Here is a 16,843-nt window from a genome sequence, read left to right on the forward strand (position 1 = left end):
ATCCGGGAGTATACTCCCACACACTTTCAGCCCACGGACATCGTGTCCGTGGGCTGTGTTGCTATACAGCGAGCGGTCGTGCCGGGCCTCACACCCGACCGCGTTTCAGGTGACGGAATTCTCAATATTGAGTTGCGTCCCCATAAGTTTATGAACAGTCTTGTTGAAGAGAAAGTAACGATGACCGTTCCGACACGATCAACTCGCGAGTTCGCGGTGCGCGTGTCCGATCGTGGACGACCACCGGTCCTCGACGGGAATGTACCGGAGCGGGTGATTTCGGTGCTGTTCGGAACGGGGATGGAGAAGTGGCGACGCGAGTGGGGTCGAGCGAATGGGACGGTACCAGACCGTGAAGCGGTTGTTTCTGTAAGCGATCTCGCGCGCGGTACCGCGGCCACTACGCAACTCGTACCTGACCGGCGGCTCGCCTACACGGTGCTCGGCGCGGGGGCCGATGTCGAGCGGATCCTCGATGTGGTTGGAGATCACGTAGCGGACGCTCGTGGTGTCGAGCCTGCCGTGATTATCGATGACATCGAGCCGCTGTTAGCCGAGCGTGGTCGAGACGCAGTGATCGCGCTCGTCGACGGGGTGTGTGCCCAGTTCGATGACCACGAAGGGACGGTCGTGATTGGGTGCTCGTTTACACAGCGGACCGCACCGGTCGTCGCGTCACTGTTCGATCCTGTTGACGATGTAGACCGAATTGATCACTCGATCGCTGCGGTCCTCGATAAGTTTCGACGGGATGATCCGACGACATTCGGCTACGTTTGTCGCCACTGGGCCGAAGCGCGAGTCGGGATTGAGCAGTGCGAACGAAACTATCCGCAGGCGAAGCAGGTCCACGCCGCAATTTCCGAACCGGAGACGACGCCGCGGACACTCGGCATGACGCTGTCGGGACTGGTTACGCTTGGTGTCTTGGATACTTGGAGCGAGACCGTCGGTCCGACGCGATACGATCTCACCGCGTACAGCGGTGCGCGTCTGTGGGCGCTCGGGGCGACGGTCGCGGTCGGCGAAGATGACGGGGCGTTTGCCGAGTGACGGTAGGCGTCTTTCCGTTACTCTGGACTTTTCTCCTCGTCTTCTTCGGTGGGTGACGGAGTTCCGAGGTCGTGAGAGACCACAGTACCGTCGGGTTTGAGAGTCACCGTCCCAAGCGTTGCCGTCTCACCGGCTCGGAAACGGTCGGCCACGGACTCGAACACGGACTGGCGATCGAGTCGCTCCCAGACCGTCTCGGCGACGAGTGACTGGAACTCTTCCGGATCGGTCCAACCGGAGTCGACGTCGGACGGGACACCGACGACGAACTGGAACTCCTCCTCAGTGAGACGGATTCCGACCCCGAACGTGTCTGTACACATATCCGGACGTTCGGGTTCCGTTTCTAAAGTATCGTCGGACGCGTCGATACGGGCTTGGTGCCGGCGCTATCTTGAGGGCAAGTTGCGTACGCTCTCCGGTCGGAACGTCCCGAAACCGGTAACCGGGTGCGATTGGAACCCGAGAGTCACACGGATGTCGACGGACCCGCGCGTCTCGCCAACTATCGGTCTCGTGGTCGCGGTGACCGCTGTGAGCGGCGGGGCGATTCTCGTCCGCCTCAGCGATGCGCCGAGCGCTGTCGCCGCGTTCTACCGAGTGCTCTTCACGACGCTGCCGCTGGTTCCAGTCGCGCTCTGGCGCTACCGGACACAGCTCGCCGGTATGACTCGCAGAGACATCGGATTTGCGACGGTTTCGGGAATCGCGCTCGCGTTACACTTCGCCGCGTGGTTCGAAAGTCTCACCTGGACGAGCGTCGCCGCGAGCGTCACGCTCGTCCAAGCACAGCCGGTGTTCGTCGTGCTCGGTGCGTGGCTCCTGTTGCGAGAGCGCGTCACGTCGCGTATGACCGTCGGTATTATCGTCGCCGTCGCGGGAATGGCAGCGATGTCGCTCGGCGATCTCCTCGGTGGCGTGCTGATCGGCCCGCGGCCGCTATACGGGAATGGACTGGCGCTTTTCGGTGCCGTGATGGCCGCCGGGTACGTACTCGCCGGTCGGTCAATTCGGCAGCGGGTCGCACTGGTGCCGTACGTAGTGGTCGTCTACGGCGTCTGCACGCTCTCGCTTCTCGCGATCGTCCTCGTTGAGGGACACGGACTGACGGGATACCCACCGAGTGAGTGGGCGCTCTTCGTCGGTCTCGCCGTCGGTCCGGGGCTGTTGGGACACACCGTGGTCAACTGGGCACTCGCGCACCTGGAGTCGAGCGTCGTCTCCGTGTCGCTACTCGGAGAACCGGTCGGGGCAACAGTCCTCGCGTTCGTGTTCCTCTCGGAATCTCCGACGATGTTCACGCTCGTCGGCGGCGCTGTCGTTCTCGCGGGGATCACGCTCACCACGACCGGAAGTGAGACGTGACTCTTCCAGTCAGCGACTCCTCGAACGAGGGTGTGACGTTCTCGAAGCCGATATTTGCGGATTAACCTTCAAATGCGGTTGGCGCCTATATTCCGTATGCGTAGCCGTTCCACCGTGACGTACGTCGGAGACGATCCGGAGGTGCGGGAGCGCGTGGCACGTGCGGTCGAGGCGGCGTGGGATGGCTCGCAGGCTCCGGAGTACGGAGTGGCGGCCACAGAGGTGCTACTGGAGGCGGTCGAGGACCCCGATCTGCGACCGCTGGCTGACTCCTGCGGGATCGTCACGACGACAGAGGCGGCAGGGAATTCTTTGGTCGCTGATCAACTCAAAGCGACGCCGGACAGCGTCCCCGTCATCGTGATACTCGAGGCGGAGACCGCCGAGGGGTTTCGTCTCGCACTTCGGACCGGCGTTGACGACGTCATCACCGGTCTCCCACTCGAACAGGCGGCAGCTGGTTCCGAGCCCGATCCGCTCACCGAGCGTCTGGCCGACTCGGTGAACCCGGGGCGGGTCCGATTCGGGTCTGACGACGCCGACCGGCTCCGAGAGGTCCTTCTGGACTCCGGATCGACGCTGATGAGCACACAGTCAGACGAGGTCGACACGAAGATCAGCTGGACCATCGAGAACGTCGGTGAACACGCTGAACTCGATCGGATCGTCTGTTACCTCCAGGAGAGTGAGACGTTCGATCCCGCGTACGCGTGGTGTCCTGAGGGCTGCGACGCTGCACCGCGCTCGCTCGATGACTTTCCTGAGCCCGGTCGGCTCTCGACGTTCGAGAACGTGGTCCGGTCGTCGGTTCCGTCGGAGCCGGTGGAGTGTTCGCCGACCGAGAGCGACTCGTCCTCCGAGGAGGAAGGTAATTCCCGAGCGACTGTCCACGTTCCGCTCGTCGCCGATTGGGACCTGCTTGGCGTGTTGGCTTTCGAGACCGACGCGTGGCGCGCGTGGACCGACGAGGAGGTGGACCTCTATCGGACGTTCGCCGATCTGATCGCGTACACCATCGCGCGCAATGATCGGCGGCTGGAACTCCGTCGCCGAACGGAGCAGCTCGAGCAGTTCAGTTCGGTCGTCTCCCACGATCTCAGAAACCCGCTCAATGTGCTATCGGGGTACTTAGACATGGCAAAGCCCGATATTTCGCCGTCGACGTACGAGGCGATGGACCGATCGGTGACGCGAATGGAATCGCTTATCGACAACCTCCTGATGTTGGCGAAACGCGGGGAAGCGATTGGGGAGACCGAGCCGACCTCCGTGGCTGGCGTCGCCGAGGAGGCCTGGCAGACGGTCTGTGCACCCGACGCGACGCTAACGATCGCAGACGATCTCGGACGGATACCTGCTGACCCCACCCGACTTCGGCAGGTCTTCGAGAACCTCTTTCGAAACGCCGTCGACCACGCCGGTCCGAGCGTTGCGATCGAGGTCGGCTCACTGACCGGTGAGGCCTGCAACGGAATATATGTCATCGACGACGGACCGGGCGTCCCGCTCGACACTCGGGAGTCTCTTTTTGATTCTGGGTTCTCGACCGCAGACAGCTCGGGCATCGGGCTCGCCATCGTCGACCGGATCGTGGACGCTCACGGCTGGGAGATCGATGTCCGCAACGACGACGGCGCGGTGTTTGAGATCGCCTTCGAGACGAAGATGGCCCCGAAGCCTGTCTGAATCACCGGAGCGGTCACCACTCCGCAATGCGCGCCCTCGATCCTGGCGCTACGGTTCGAACCGATCCATCGTCCGGCGGTGTCGATCCCGAAACATCCCCTCGAACCCGACTTTCGCGAACGGGCCCGCGGCGTCCCCCAGTAGACCGAAGGGAAGCCGGTACGAGACGGTGTCAACGAGTAATGTCTTCTCTCCGTCGGCGTAGAACGCGTGCGTATGCTCCCATTTCCGGAACGGTCCGCCGGACATCTCGTCGACGAAGCGGGCGCGATCGCCGGGGAGAGTCTCGCCCGCCGGGTCGCGCTCGGTGATTCGGGAGGTCCACCGCTGTCGCGGCCCGACGCCGAACGGGTGCATCGACATTCGTATTTCGGATCCCTCAGTGAGTACGTCCGGATCCGGGGTCCCATCCGGCCCTTCGACGCCCTCTATCCGGAGGTTCATCCAACCGGGTGTGAGTTCGCGGAGCCCATCGATTGTGGAGTGAAACGCCCACACTTCGTCGATGGGGGCCGGCACGCGGGTCGTCCGTCGGTACGTCGGCATACCCTATTTAGGAGACGAACGGGCAAAAACCCCCACTTCGGCGGCTACGTATCGGATTCGATCTGAGCGCGCCCGGCCGACCGAAACCCGCATACGGCCGCAACACCATCGAATCTGTAATGGAGCGAGGCGCGATCAACGTCGCAGATCTGGCCGGGGCGTTCGATCTCCAAGCGACCGTCGAGAGCGGCCAGAGCTACCTCTGGAACCGCGCCGACGGGGGAACTTACGAGACTCTCCACGCCTATGGCGGCGACGCGTGGTACGAAACGGTCGTCGACCCGATTCCGGGAGTGATCGACGAGCGGATTCCCGTTCGAGTGCGACAAGAGGGGGGCGTTCACGACGGAACGCTCCACTGGGAGTCGTCGGTCGACGCGGTCCCTCTCTTGACACACCTGTTCCGACTCGACGACGACCTCGACGCCGTCCTCGACGCGACCCCGAACCTCCCGCTCCTCGACCGCGCGTACGAGGCCTACGAGGGGATGCGACTCACGCGCGATCCGGTCTTTCCGTGTCTGATCTCATTCATTTGCTCAGCCCAGATGCGCGTCGCGCGGATCCATGGGATGCAGCGTCGGCTCCGGGAGACGTACGGCGACACGGTCGCGCTCGACGACCAGGAGTATCACGCGTTTCCGACCCCGGACCAGCTCGCGTCGCGAACGGAGGCGGAGCTTCGCGACCTCTCTTTGGGGTACCGCGCCCCCTATGTGCAGCGGACTGCCGAAATGGTCGCCTCCGGTGAGGCGAATCCCCGCGAGGCAGCGAATCTCCCCTACGAGGAGGCGCGAGAGTCGCTGACGCGGTTCGTCGGTGTCGGCGACAAGGTCGCCGACTGCGTCCTGTTGTTCTCGCTCGGGTTCCTCGAGGCGGTTCCGCTCGACACGTGGATCCGGACGACGATCGAGGAGTACTACCCGGAGTGCGAGCGGGGAAACTACACTGATACGTCGCGTGCGATCCGAGAGCGACTCGGCGGGGAGTTCGCCGGCTACGCGCAGACGTACGTCTTCTATTACCTCCGCGCGGGCGGCGAGTAGGCCGTCGGGAGTCGCTCTGCCGGGACCGACGCTGTGTCGCCCCCGGACCTGTCTGCCGAACTTTCATGCCGATTGGCGTGATACTGGGTCTCGTGATGGATTGCCGAGTCGTCGTCGAGGCCGCCGTTCCGGTGTACGACGTGGAGACCGCCGACGAAGCGGTCCGGATCGCCATCTCGAAGACGGGCGAGATGCTCAACCCGGACCTCAACTACGTCGAGATCGAGACTGGGAGCCGCACGTCGCCCGGCGGCGATGAGCTTCCGCCAGCGTTCGTCGCTGCCGACGAAGCCCTCGTCGCGCTCGAACTGGAGATGGACGTGTTCAACGTTGACCGCGAGGAGCACGCGAGCCGCGTCGCCCGCAAAGAGATCGGGCAACGCCTCCGGAACATCCCGCTGAAGGTGCTCGACGTCGAGGAGATGAAAGACAGTTCCGTTGAGGAGTCGCCGACGGAGAACCCAGAGAATGGCGACTCGACGCCTGACGACGCGATCGACCGCGATGTCGACGAGGACGCGACCGACTCTCGGGGCTGACTTTCGGGATACACAACTTCGCGACAGGGCGCTCGGCAGCCTCCTGCAGACGACGTTGCTACTCGGTGTGTCACTATCCGGTCGCCAAGCAGCGACGAAGGCTCAGTCTGCGGTCGGGGCCAGCGGCTCCGACTCGGACTCGTCCATCGGCTCGGTGATTCCTTCGGTCAGCTTAAAAACAGCGGCTTTGTGGTCGGTCTTCGATTTGTGAATCGATGTCGGTTTGACGCCGAGTTCTTCGTAAGCTTCGAGGTCGGTGTTCTCGTCCCAAAACTCGCACTGCTTTCGTACTTCCGCGAGGAGGCCGTGAAGGTGGATAAGCTCCTGCTTCTTCATGAGTACCAGTTCTTTGCTACCGGAGGTTTATATTACTATCCTGAGTCACGTTACCATGGGTAGTCCCGAGATTCCCGTTTCGGGCGTGGAGACGCGTCTTTTCGCGTTATCGATCGGGAAGGTTTCTCGCATGTGCGCCTGAGAAGAGCGCGCGATCGGAGTTTAGACCTACTGGAACTGTTTGACCGCCTCGAGATCGCGTTCGGTCCGCATGAACTCCGTCAGTCGTCGCGTCGCGTGACAGTCGGGACAGCTGAAGTTCGAACGAAGGCGCTGTAGCTCAGCAGGGTTGTCCTGCCACTCCTTGTTGCACTCCGGACAGACGAGTCTGACAAACGCATCCACCATAGACCGACGTACACCCGGCCGGGTTAAAAACGTACGTGGCGGCCCCGATTTGAGGCGTCGTATTCCGGGAGAGCCGCTGACGGACGGTGACCGACTCGAATCAGGCGGTCAGTCCCTCGCTCGCGTCGAGAAGTTCCTTGTACCGATTTCGGATGGTGACCTCGGAGATGTCGGCGACCGCGGACACCTCGCTCTGGGTCACCTTCTCGTTCGAGAGGAGCGCGGCCGCGTACACCGCAGAGGCGGCGAGTCCGACCGGTGACTTTCCGCTGGTAATCCCGTCTTCGCTGGCGCTATCGAGCAGTTCCCGGGCGCGCCGCTGGGTCTCCTCCGACAGATCGAGCCGCGAGACGAACCGGGGGACGTAGCTCTTCGGATCGGCGGGCTGGATCTCCAGCTTGAGCTCTCGGATCACGTACCGGTACGTCCGGGTGAGCTCCATCTTTTCGACACGCGAGACGGCAGTGAACTCGTCGAGGCTCCGGGGGTTCCCGACCTGCCGCGCGGCGGCGTACAGTGCCGCGGTCGCGACGCCCTCGATCGAACGGCCCGGCAGGAGGTTCTCGCTCAGTGCGCGGCGGTAGATGACGGAGGCGGTCTCGCGGACGTTGTCCGGGAGGCCGAGCGCCGAGGCCATGCGGTCGATCTCGCCGAGCGCCTGTTTCAGGTTGCGCTCCTTGGAGTCACGGGTACGGAACCGCTCGTTCCAGGTGCGCAGCCGCTGCATCTTCTGGCGCTGGCTGCTGGACAGCGACTTGCCGTAGGCGTCCTTGTCCTGCCAGCCGATGTTCGTCGAGAGCCCCTTGTCGTGCATCATGTTCGTCGTCGGGGCGCCCACGCGCGACTTGCTGTCTCGCTCGCTGGAGTCGAACGCGCGCCACTCCGGCCCGCGGTCGATCCCGTCCTGTTCGACGACGAGCCCGCAGTCGGTACAGACCGTCTCGCCGTGTTCCGTGTCGCTCACGAGGTTCCCGTCGCACTCCGGGCAGGTCGTGGTCTGCTCGTCTACCGACTCCGTCTCGTCGGCCGTCGATTCGGTCGACTCCGCGGTTCGGTCTCGCTCTGTCTCGCCGTCGTAGCCGCGTATGTGTGTTTCTGACATGGTGTTCATGATGGGTTCACCGATCGAACTCCCAACAGAAATACTGGCGTCGGGAGTCGACGATTCATTAACTATTAGTAAGCACCCAGAGTATATAAATGTTTCTGCTGGTATATCAGTTCTGATAGATAAAAACGCCTTGAATCCCGGTATGAGCGTGTGCTACGGGTATCCACTTCTTTCGGTGACCTGTCGGTGAGGCGCTGTGAATTCACCAGAGATATATAAATGGTGGTGGCTGTACCGGTCCGGCCGTTGGTCTTACGTGATCCGAACGAGAAACGGGAGCCCGACCCGCTGGAGGACGTGTGACGCCATCATCCCGCGCCACGCGATCGTCGGCGCACCGCCTACCTCCACCGCTCCAGGCCGCTCCCGACCGAGTCGGTCGAAATCGCCCGGCCTCCGCGTAGTATCCGCCGCCAGACGACGAGCGTCGCCGCGTCCCCGACTGGATTGGGCCAGCCGCCGCAGCCAAAGACACTTATTTTCGGGTCGAGTCGTTCGAGGTGATGTCCCCGACACTACTACAGGGAGGGGCCGGTGCGCTCTTCTTCCTGTTCGGCCTCCTCATGCTACTCGCACATCTCGGTATCATCGTCTGGATCTACTCAGACGCCCAACAGCGGAGTGACCAGCCCGCGTTCCTGTGGGCGCTCGTCGCGTTCTTCGCACCGCTTTTGGGGATCGTGTTGTACCTACTGCTCGGCCGAAATCAGTACTGACCTAGATACCGTACAGCTCACCGTATTTCGCTTCGACGTAGTCGGTAAAGGCGTCCGCCGAGAACTCCTCGCCGGTCGCGCGTTTCACCAGTTCGTTCGTCTCGTAGCGAGAGCCGTGGCGGTGGACGTTCTCGCCGAGCCACTCGCGGAGGTCGTCGAACTCGCCCGCCGCGATCGCGTTGTCAAGGTCGTCGATCTCGCGTTCGGCGGCCTCGAAGAGCTGAGCGGCCATCACGGACCCGAGCGAGTAGGTGGGGAAGTAGCCGAAGTTGCCGTGGCTCCAGTGGATGTCCTGCAGGCACCCCTCGGCGTCGGTGTCGGGTCGGATCCCGAGATACTCCTCGTACTTGTCGTTCCAGACCTCGGGCACGTCCTCGATCGCGAGGTCGCCGCGGACGAGGTCGCGCTCGATCTCGAACCGGACGACGACGTGGAGGTGGTAGGTGAGCTCGTCGGCCTCGACGCGGATGAGGTTGTCCTCGTGGACCTGATTGAACGCCTGATAGGCGTCCTCGACGGTGGCATCCTCGGTCTGCGGGAAGTACTTATTAAACGTCGGGAGGAACAGCTCCCAGAACGCGCGGCTGCGGCCGACGTGGTTCTCCCAGAGCCGCGACTGCGACTCGTGGACCGAGAGGTCTCGCGACTCGCCGAGGGGGGTCCCGAACTGTTCCTGCGGGAGCCCGAGGTTGTACTGCGCGTGGCCGAACTCGTGGATCGTCGAGCCGACGGCCCCCAACGGGTCGGACTCGTCGAACCGGGTGGTCACCCGACAGTCGAACTGGTTGCCCGCGGTGAACGGATGCGAGGAGACGTCGAGCCGACCGCGGTCGAAGTCGTAGCCGACCAGTTCGAGGGTCTCGCGCGCCAGCGCCTCCTGGTCCTCCTCGGCGAAGGTCCCCTCGAAGGTGTCGACCGCGAGGTCGGCGTCGGACTCGCGGATCGCGTCGATCATGGGGACGAGCGTCTCGCGGAGTTCGGTCAAGATCGCTTCAGCGCGTTCCATCGAGAGGCACGGCTCGTAGTCCTCGAACAGCACCTCGTAGGGGTCTCGATCGGGATCGATATGTTCGGCGTACTCGCGTTTCAACTCGACGTGCTTCTCGAGGTAGGGCGCGAACGTCTCGAAGTCGTCCTCGGCTTTCGCCTCCTCCCACGCCTGCAGCGCCTCCGTGCCCGTCTCGGAGATCTCCTCGACGAGCTCGACGGGGACGGAAGCGGCGCGCTCGTAGTCGCGGCGGACCTCCCGAACGACCGCCGCCTGCTCCTCGGTGAGGTCGGCGTCGGCGAGCTCGTCGAGCAGGTCGCCCGTCTCCTCGTCGGTGATCATGTCGTGTCGGATCGACGAGAGCGTCGAGAGCTGCTTCGACCGAGCGGGGGTGCCGCCCTCGGGCATCATCACCTGCTGGTCCCACCCGAGCACCCCGGCGGCGCTCCCGACCGTGTTCCAGCGCTGTACCCGGTCCAGAAGGGCGTCGTACGCGTCGGGGGCGTCAGCTCCGTCGTCGATCGCGGCTTCCGTTGCCATACCGCATCGATCGGCTGCGTCGGTTAAGAAGGGACCGGACGCGGAAGCGGGCGTTCTCGCTCGTTTCGCGGCGGTGGACGGGCCCGCGGCGGTGGACGGGCCCGCCCCGAGCGCGACCTATTTCTGCCCGGCCGTCGAACCACCGGCAACGAATGGAGATCGACGAGGACACCATCGACCTGCGATCCGACACGGTCACGACTCCCTCCGAGGCGATGCGCGAGGCCGCCCGCGACGCCGAGGTCGGCGACGACGTGTACCGCGGCGATCCGACGGTCAACGAGCTGGAACGTCGCGCCGCCGAGGCGGTCGGCACCGAGGCCGCGCTGTACGTCCCCTCGGGGACGATGGCCAACCAGATCGCCGTCCACGTCCACACCGACCCCGGACAGGAACTCCTCTTAGAGCGCGAGTCTCACATCTACCGGTGGGAGCTGGCGGGCGCCGCGAAGCTCTCTGGCGCGCAGACTCGGACGATCGACGCGGGCGATCGCTGCGTTCCGACGCCTGATGCCGTTCGGGAGGGGCTCGTCGAGGAGGACCTCCACCGCCCCGGTACCGGGCTCCTCTCGCTCGAAAACACCCATAACTACCGCGGCGGGGTCGCGGTCCCGGTCGAGGAGATCGCGGCAGCGGCCGAGGTCGCCAGCGACGCCGACGTGCCCGTCCACCTCGACGGCGCGCGCGTGTTCAACGCCGCGGTCGCGCTCGGCGTCGACGCGAGCGACATCGTCGAGCCGGTCGACAGCGTCACCTTCTGTCTCTCGAAGGGGCTGGGTGCGCCCGTCGGCTCGATCCTCGCCGGCGACGAGGCGTTCGTCGAGGCCGCGCGCCGCGTCCGGAAGCTGTTCGGCGGCGGGATGCGACAGGCCGGGATGATCGCCGCGCCCGGCCTCTTGGCCTTGGAGAACGTCGACCGCCTCGCGGACGACCACGCCAGCGCCGAGCGACTCGCCGCCGGCCTCGACGCGCTTCCGGGAGTCAACGCGCCTGAACCCGACACCAACATCGTCGTCGCGCACACCGACGACGCGGGTGTTCACGCGTCCGACCTCGTGACCGCCTGTAAAGACGCGGGCGTCGGCTGCGTGGAGTTCGACGAGTACACGACGCGGTTCACCACCCACCTCGACGTCGACCGCGACGATATCGACGCCGCGATCGACCGAATTGGGGACGTGTTCGCGGAGCTTTCGTAGGTTCGGAACTCCGAACTGCTCCGTGATTGCTTATAACTGGCTTCTGAGCGCTACTGTCATCCTCTTCTTCAACCGTTGTTTGGTCCGAAATGACCGATGGGGGGTGCGTACTGACCACCGTGTGTCTTATCAGGTAAATACAGACTGTGAGTGTTGTCCGAGATACATCGCGCGTAGCTTGCACAGAATCATCTCCCAATTCGATCAGAGTGGATCGTTCAGTAGGAAGTCTCGATAGGTGTAGTCCGTACATGACTCAGCGACACCGTCCATGTTACAACTCGTGATGCTCGTTTTATCAGTAAATTCAATAATATATAGAATAATTAGGATCTATGGGACAGGAGTCATTAAACGTCTATCGTACCTGTAAGCCAGTCGTGGATGCCGAGTATGACCCCGAAAGCGACATATCGCCGGTAGAAGCCACTATAGAAGCTCTCGCAGAAGCAGCTGGGGTCGATACGCTTGAACTTCCACCGATCTATGACTTCGTGGATCCTGACGCCATCAATCATCTCTTCGGAAAGCACAAGGGCGCATCCGAAGCGGAGACGTTGCTTAGTTTCCAGGTCAACAACTGGAATGTGTTCATTCGGGATGACGGTCGTATTCGAATCTGTGATAACACTCAACTCACCGATCCGAAACCAGTCTTCAACTGAAGCGGTAGCGCGGAGTCCCCTTCCTCAAGGAGCGAGTAGGGAGGGGAGGAGCGCGTTCGTATCAGTCATAAACACTACTCCACGCACCAAGCAGCCCAAGCCATCACCGGCCGTCTCGAACGCCGGTCAAAGGGGAAGAAGGTCAGCAAACCGACGTTCACCGCACCCACGGTGGGGCGGGGAATCCGCCTCGGTTCTCTTTTGAATCCGGTCGGGTACTTCAGTCCGTAGCCGACGGCACGGTCAACGCCGATGTGAGCAGCCCAGACGAGCGCGACCCAGATGAGAGGCGACACGCCGAGCCACACCCCGACTGCTCCGACCGCGACCGGCGCGAGGTACGTGTGGAACGCGTTGTAGACGGTACTGCCGACCCGAGGACCAGCAAGGTACGCGAGCATTGCGACGTCAGGAGCGAGCGCAAGGACCACGAACAGCCACAGCGGACCGCCGATCGTGAAATACGACGCAGTCGCCACAGCGCCGATCGCGACTCCTTCCAAGCGAAGTAGATACTGTGGTTTCATGACAGTAATACACGGATCGAGAATAAATACTCGTAGTGACCCGTGATAGCGCATTTCACTAACTCGGGATTTCGATACGGCTGGCTTCGAAGAGTCGATCGATGAGCCGGTGGCTCAGTAGTGTAGGGCGACCGCCGCTACGGTGCGGACGTTGAAAGGTGACCGCCCCACGCGAACGCGAGACGACCAGTTGTGTCGCACACCGGCGGCCGGTCGAGTGAAGGTCGGCCGCTCCGGTACTTAAACCCTCGTTCACGCGGCTCCGATCGTGTCAGTCTGACCGCCGAGTCAGTCGGGCCGGTGAACCTCGCCGTCGCGCTCGTCGGCGTCCTTCCGGCGCAGCGCGGCGGCGGCGTTGCTGGCGTCGTAGCCGAAGAACACGTCCTTCGCGTACGTCTCAGCGACCTCGATGGCGTGGATCAGGTCGTCGACATCGACGTTGACCGCGTATAGCTCCAGCGAGAACGGAGTCTCCGGGGGCGCGCCGTGGACGTCGTAGTCGCCGCCGAGCCGCGAGCGGAACCCGCGGGCGATGGTCTCCAGCCAGTAGGTCGTCGCGTATTCGGTGTCGTACAGCGGGACCACGAACTCGTCGACGTGTTCGGCGAGCCGGTCGAGGTCGAGCCCGGCCCGCGCCCGCAAATGGCCGGGGTATGGGTCGGGGTACAGCGTGAGCAACGTCCGACCGGGGACGCGCTCGGCGGCCTCGGCGACGAACTCGGTGATGACGTCGGCACGCCAGTCGCTCCAGTCCTCGCGATCGCTCTCGGCGAAGAGCCGTTCACAGCGATCACAGTGGCAGAACCCCTCCCGCGGGAATCCAACGTCGTCGAGGCGCACGTCGTCGTTCTCGGCGGCGCAGTCCTCGATGATCTCCAAGAGCCCCTCGCGGTACTCCGGGTGGGTCGGGCAGATGTACGCCCAGTCGAAGTAATCGCGGTCGCGCGTCGCCGGCTCGCCGCGCTCGTCGACCGGGACGAGATCGGGATTCTCGCTCGCCGCGGCGTTGTCCCCGAAACACGACACCATGTTCACGGCGCTCGGCAGCGGGGCGGCCGCCCGCCCGGTGACGTCTTTGACCTCGTAGAAGCCGAGATCGAACGGCTCCATCTCGACCTCGTCGGCGTTGCGCGTGACGACCCCGTACATGTGGGCCGCTACGGGAGTGACGGATAAAAACGGCGGGCATCCGCGCGGGAGGAGTCGGTCTGCGGACAGTTCGGGTGCGGACCGCAAACGGTCGGGTGCGGACCGCGAACGGTTCGGCGCAGATTGCGCGTCGATACGGTTACTGGACTTCGACCGGCTCCTTATCGCCGGCGAACAGGAAGTACGCGAGTGCGACCAGTGACAGGACCACGACGAGCTTTACTTTCTTGCTCATGGACGACAGAACGCAGGGCGGGCGCTAAAATCTACCGGAGACCGTGGGGATCAGCGGCGAGGTCGACGCTGATCGCCGACGGGATCTGTCCCCGTCAGACGTCGATGTGGTCGGCGATGTCGGCCCGGAGGATCGTCGAGCAGTAGTCGCAGCGGACGCCGTCGGCGACGACGTCGAACCGGGTCTCGATCGGCTCGCCCGCGTTCGTGATACAGTTGCGATTCGGACACGAGAGCACGCCCGTCACGCTGTCGGGGCGGGTAACGCGGTTCTTCTCGACCACCTCGAAGTCGCGAACGATGTTGATCGTCGCCTCGGGCGCGATGAGCGAGAGCACGTCGACTTCCGACTGCGAGAGCTCTCGTTCTTCGACCTTCACGATGTCCTTGCGGCCGAGTCGGTCCGACGGGACGTTCATCCCGACCGAAACGCCGTATCCCTCGGAGCCGTCGATACCCAAGATCGCGAGCACGTTGAGCGCCTGTCCGCCCTCGACGTGGTCGATCACGGTGCCGTCGCGGATCTTCGAGACGCGAAGCTCGTGCTCGCTCATCGGTCCACCTCGGTTCCCTCGGCCGCCTCGACGTTCTCGAGGAGGGTGTCGAGCAGGGCCATCCGCACCGGGATCCCGTTGTGTGCCTGCTCGAAGTAGCTCGCGTGGTCGGTCTCGTCGACGTCGGGCGCGATCTCGTCGACGCGCGGAAGCGGGTGCATCACGGTGAGATCGTCGGACGCGGCTTCGAGCGTCTCGGCGTCGATCTGATACTCGCCGGCGACGCGGTGGTACTCGTTCTCGTCCGGGAACCGCTCCTTCTGGATCCGGGTGACGTACAGCACGTCGAGCTCGCCGAGTACGTCCTCCAAATCGGTGTGTTCGCGCACCTGCGCGCCGGTCTCGTGGAGATCGAAGCGGACCGATCGCGGGAGCCGCAGCGATTCTGGACTGATAAAGTGTTGGTTGGCGTCGAAGTTCGTGAGCGCAGCCGCGAGCGAGTGGACGGTGCGGCCGTACTTCAGATCGCCCATGATACCGACGGTGAGGTCGTCGAGGCCGTGGTTCTCGCGGATCGTGTGGAGATCGAGGAGGGTCTGTGAGGGGTGCTGGCCGGCGCCGTCGCCCGCGTTGACGACGGGGACGGAGACGTGTTCGGCGGCCAGCGTCGCCGCGCCCTCGCTCGGGTGGCGGAGCACCATCGCGTCCGCGTAGCCCTCGATGACGCGCACGGTGTCGGAAAGCGACTCTCCCTTCGAGACCGACGAGGAGTCGACGTCGCCCATCCCGATCGTGTCGATCCCGAGGCGTTTGGCCGCGCTGTCGAAGCTCATCCGGGTGCGCGTGCTCGGCTCGAAGAAACAGAGCGCGAGCACGCGCCCGGCGTGCCGGTCCGCGTAGGCGGCGGGGTCGTCGGCGACCTCGCGGGCCCGGTCGAGCACCGCCTCGATGTCATCCCGCGAGAGCTGGGTCGCGGTGATGAGGTGGTCCTGACGCATCGTCGAAGAAGGAGGTCGGCAGTATCTTGAATCCCTCGGCTCGGCCACCGACGAGGGTGGTCACGTCCGTGTGGATCGCCGCGAGCGACCGCTTCGAGATTCGCAGAACGCGTGGCGCGTCAGCACGGTTCGCGTCCCCTCGCCTCACCGGCCACGCTTATAAACCGATCCGCGTCCAACGAGCATCCATGAGTGAGAATGATCCGGCCGACCTGCTCCCGAACGACCGCGTGAAACAGAGCGCCCTCGACGGCGACGTGACGCAACTCCACCGCGGGAACCAGTACGGCGAAGAAGGCGACACCTTCGAGATCGACGGCGTGACGTTCGAACTCACCGAGGTAACGGAGCGCACCCTCGGCGACATGACTGACGAGGACGCGAAGCGAGAGGGGTCGCCGTCGCTGGAGGCGTACAAAGAGCGGATGGTCCACGCACACGGCGGGAGCTTCGACTGGGACGACGACGCCGACGTGGTGCGACACCGGTTCAGTCGGGCGGAGTGAGCGACGCCCGCGTCCCCGGCACGCCCGGTGTCACCCGCCGAACGCGCCGAGACTCGACTGCAGCTCGCGGCTCGGCACTTCTTCGGTGAGTTCGTACCCCACTAGCTCCCGGGCGTCGACCGCGTACGTCGACCCGCCGCGGTCGAGCACGAGTACGCGCCCCTTCCAGCCGCGCACCGTTCCGGCCGCCATCGTTTCCGCGACGGGGCGCTCGTCGAGGTCGAGCCCGTCGTCGAACTCGAACCGCTCGATCGGGTCGAACCCCGCCAGCAGCGACTCCCACGCTGCCGCGTCCACGTCGCGGCCGAACCCCGCGACCTTCGTCGGGACGCGCACGCGATCGACGAGGCCGTCGCGCTCGGCCAGTTCGGCCTCGACCTCGCGCGCGATCCGCCCGTCCGGGTACGTCCGGATGTGCGCCGCGCGGTCGGCGCCCTGCTCGCGGAGCCGCGTCTCCAGCCGCCACAGGCGCGTGACGCCCACCTTCAACACGTCGGGCGCGAACGCCGCGAGGTACACCGCGTGCTCCTCGTGGCAGTCCATCTCGTCTTTTAAACACGTCCCCGTACAGCGGGCGCAGACCCAGACGTGCCGGTGCGCGTCGCAGTAGGGGGCGTCGTCGGCGCTGCAGGCGATATGCTCGCCGTCGTGGACGGTTCCCGCACAGCGGCGGTCGCCGAGCCCGAAGGCGAGTTCCGTGCCGGGGGTCGCCTCGACGAACTCGACCGCGCCGCCGCTAGCGACCGTGAGCCCTTCGCCCGACTCGTAGCCGACGACCTGCACACGCTCGCGTAGGG

At 64.3% G+C, this 16,843-nt stretch carries 19 protein-coding genes and 1 pseudogene; 9 read left to right on the forward strand and 11 right to left on the reverse strand.

Translation table 11 applies throughout. The features are described from left to right. The first annotated feature begins 180 nt into the window (after positions 1-180). On the forward strand, positions 181-1,053 hold the full coding sequence (locus ACNS88_RS13765; RefSeq protein WP_435098816.1) for a DUF7504 family protein: 873 nt from the start codon (positions 181-183) through the stop codon (positions 1,051-1,053). A 17-nt stretch (positions 1,054-1,070) separates the two neighbouring features. On the opposite strand, the gene ACNS88_RS13770 is transcribed toward ACNS88_RS13765, so the two are convergent. Continuing rightward, positions 1,071-1,376, reverse strand: coding sequence for a DUF8124 family protein (locus tag ACNS88_RS13770; RefSeq protein WP_435098819.1), 306 nt, complete (start codon positions 1,374-1,376; stop codon positions 1,071-1,073). A gap of 154 nt (positions 1,377-1,530) precedes the next feature. Between ACNS88_RS13770 and ACNS88_RS13775 the strand changes: the two genes are divergently transcribed. Next, on the forward strand, positions 1,531-2,418 hold the full coding sequence (locus tag ACNS88_RS13775; RefSeq protein ID WP_435098822.1) for a DMT family transporter: 888 nt from the start codon (positions 1,531-1,533) through the stop codon (positions 2,416-2,418). Positions 2,419-2,514: 96 nt separating this feature from the next. Beyond that, positions 2,515-4,104, forward strand: a complete 1,590-nt coding sequence (locus tag ACNS88_RS13780; RefSeq protein ID WP_435098825.1) for an ATP-binding protein — start codon at positions 2,515-2,517, stop codon at positions 4,102-4,104. A 48-nt stretch (positions 4,105-4,152) separates the two neighbouring features. On the opposite strand, the gene ACNS88_RS13785 is transcribed toward ACNS88_RS13780, so the two are convergent. Beyond that, entirely contained in the window at positions 4,153-4,650 is a 498-nt protein-coding gene (locus tag ACNS88_RS13785; RefSeq protein WP_435098828.1) for an SRPBCC family protein, read from the reverse strand. Between the two features lie 119 nt (positions 4,651-4,769). Between ACNS88_RS13785 and ACNS88_RS13790 the strand changes: the two genes are divergently transcribed. Then, a complete protein-coding gene (locus ACNS88_RS13790; protein ID WP_435098831.1) occupies positions 4,770-5,696 on the forward strand; it encodes a DNA-3-methyladenine glycosylase family protein in 927 nt (308 codons plus the stop codon). A 95-nt stretch (positions 5,697-5,791) separates the two neighbouring features. Continuing rightward, entirely contained in the window at positions 5,792-6,235 is a 444-nt protein-coding gene (locus ACNS88_RS13795; RefSeq protein WP_435098980.1) for a DUF555 domain-containing protein, read from the forward strand. Positions 6,236-6,337: 102 nt separating this feature from the next. Here the strand turns inward: ACNS88_RS13795 and ACNS88_RS13800 are convergent, their stop codons facing one another. The 3 genes from ACNS88_RS13800 to ACNS88_RS13810 all read right to left on the reverse strand — a co-directional run bounded on the left by ACNS88_RS13800 (position 6,338) and on the right by ACNS88_RS13810 (position 8,021). Next, entirely contained in the window at positions 6,338-6,571 is a 234-nt protein-coding gene (locus ACNS88_RS13800; protein WP_435098834.1) for a UPF0058 family protein, read from the reverse strand. 168 nt (positions 6,572-6,739) lie between these two features. Beyond that, positions 6,740-6,919 (reverse strand): DUF7836 family putative zinc-binding protein, encoded by a 180-nt coding sequence (locus ACNS88_RS13805; protein WP_435098837.1) that lies wholly within the window; start codon positions 6,917-6,919, stop codon positions 6,740-6,742. Positions 6,920-7,019: 100 nt separating this feature from the next. Further along, on the reverse strand, positions 7,020-8,021 hold the full coding sequence (locus ACNS88_RS13810) for a transcription initiation factor IIB (RefSeq protein WP_435098840.1): 1,002 nt from the start codon (positions 8,019-8,021) through the stop codon (positions 7,020-7,022). A gap of 512 nt (positions 8,022-8,533) precedes the next feature. On the opposite strand from ACNS88_RS13810, the gene ACNS88_RS13815 reads away from it, so the two are divergent. Beyond that, positions 8,534-8,746 carry a PLDc N-terminal domain-containing protein gene (locus ACNS88_RS13815; protein ID WP_435098843.1) on the forward strand — a complete coding sequence of 71 codons (213 nt, stop codon included), beginning with the start codon at positions 8,534-8,536 and terminating at the stop codon, positions 8,744-8,746. A 1-nt stretch (position 8,747) separates the two neighbouring features. Here ACNS88_RS13815 and ACNS88_RS13820 read toward each other — a convergent pair whose 3' ends face one another. Continuing rightward, positions 8,748-10,274 carry a carboxypeptidase M32 gene (locus ACNS88_RS13820; RefSeq protein ID WP_435098846.1) on the reverse strand — a complete coding sequence of 509 codons (1,527 nt, stop codon included), beginning with the start codon at positions 10,272-10,274 and terminating at the stop codon, positions 8,748-8,750. A 152-nt stretch (positions 10,275-10,426) separates the two neighbouring features. On the opposite strand from ACNS88_RS13820, the gene ACNS88_RS13825 reads away from it, so the two are divergent. Beyond that, positions 10,427-11,473 carry a threonine aldolase family protein gene (locus ACNS88_RS13825; protein WP_435098849.1) on the forward strand — a complete coding sequence of 349 codons (1,047 nt, stop codon included), beginning with the start codon at positions 10,427-10,429 and terminating at the stop codon, positions 11,471-11,473. A 335-nt stretch (positions 11,474-11,808) separates the two neighbouring features. Then, entirely contained in the window at positions 11,809-12,138 is a 330-nt protein-coding gene (locus tag ACNS88_RS13830) for a HalOD1 output domain-containing protein (RefSeq protein ID WP_435098852.1), read from the forward strand. 212 nt (positions 12,139-12,350) lie between these two features. Here the strand turns inward: ACNS88_RS13830 and ACNS88_RS13835 are convergent. The 4 genes and pseudogenes from ACNS88_RS13835 to pyrB all read right to left on the reverse strand — a co-directional run. Further along, positions 12,351-12,719, reverse strand: a pseudogene (locus ACNS88_RS13835) (DUF4260 domain-containing protein); the annotation flags it as partial. A 234-nt stretch (positions 12,720-12,953) separates the two neighbouring features. Next, entirely contained in the window at positions 12,954-13,814 is an 861-nt protein-coding gene (locus tag ACNS88_RS13840) for a glycoside hydrolase family protein (RefSeq protein WP_435098855.1), read from the reverse strand. A 329-nt stretch (positions 13,815-14,143) separates the two neighbouring features. Then, positions 14,144-14,602, reverse strand: a complete 459-nt coding sequence (gene pyrI, locus ACNS88_RS13845) for an aspartate carbamoyltransferase regulatory subunit (RefSeq protein ID WP_435098858.1) — start codon at positions 14,600-14,602, stop codon at positions 14,144-14,146. Further along, complete coding sequence (gene pyrB, locus ACNS88_RS13850; RefSeq protein ID WP_435098861.1) at positions 14,599-15,540, reverse strand: aspartate carbamoyltransferase; 942 nt, start codon at positions 15,538-15,540, stop codon at positions 14,599-14,601. Before pyrB ends, pyrI begins: the two co-directional genes overlap by 4 nt. 188 nt (positions 15,541-15,728) lie before the next feature. Between pyrB and ACNS88_RS13855 the strand changes: the two genes are divergently transcribed. After that, positions 15,729-16,046 (forward strand): ASCH domain-containing protein, encoded by a 318-nt coding sequence (locus ACNS88_RS13855; RefSeq protein ID WP_435098864.1) that lies wholly within the window; start codon positions 15,729-15,731, stop codon positions 16,044-16,046. 30 nt (positions 16,047-16,076) lie between these two features. Here the strand turns inward: ACNS88_RS13855 and ACNS88_RS13860 are convergent, their stop codons facing one another. After that, the gene (locus ACNS88_RS13860) at positions 16,077-16,829 is read right to left on the reverse strand and encodes a DUF2797 domain-containing protein (protein ID WP_435098867.1); all 753 of its coding nucleotides are present in this window, start codon (positions 16,827-16,829) and stop codon (positions 16,077-16,079) included. Between the last annotated feature and the right edge of the window lie 14 nt (positions 16,830-16,843).

It is taken from the genome of Halorubrum shenae (assembly GCF_051194165.1).
Lineage (GTDB): Archaea > Halobacteriota > Halobacteria > Halobacteriales > Haloferacaceae > Halorubrum.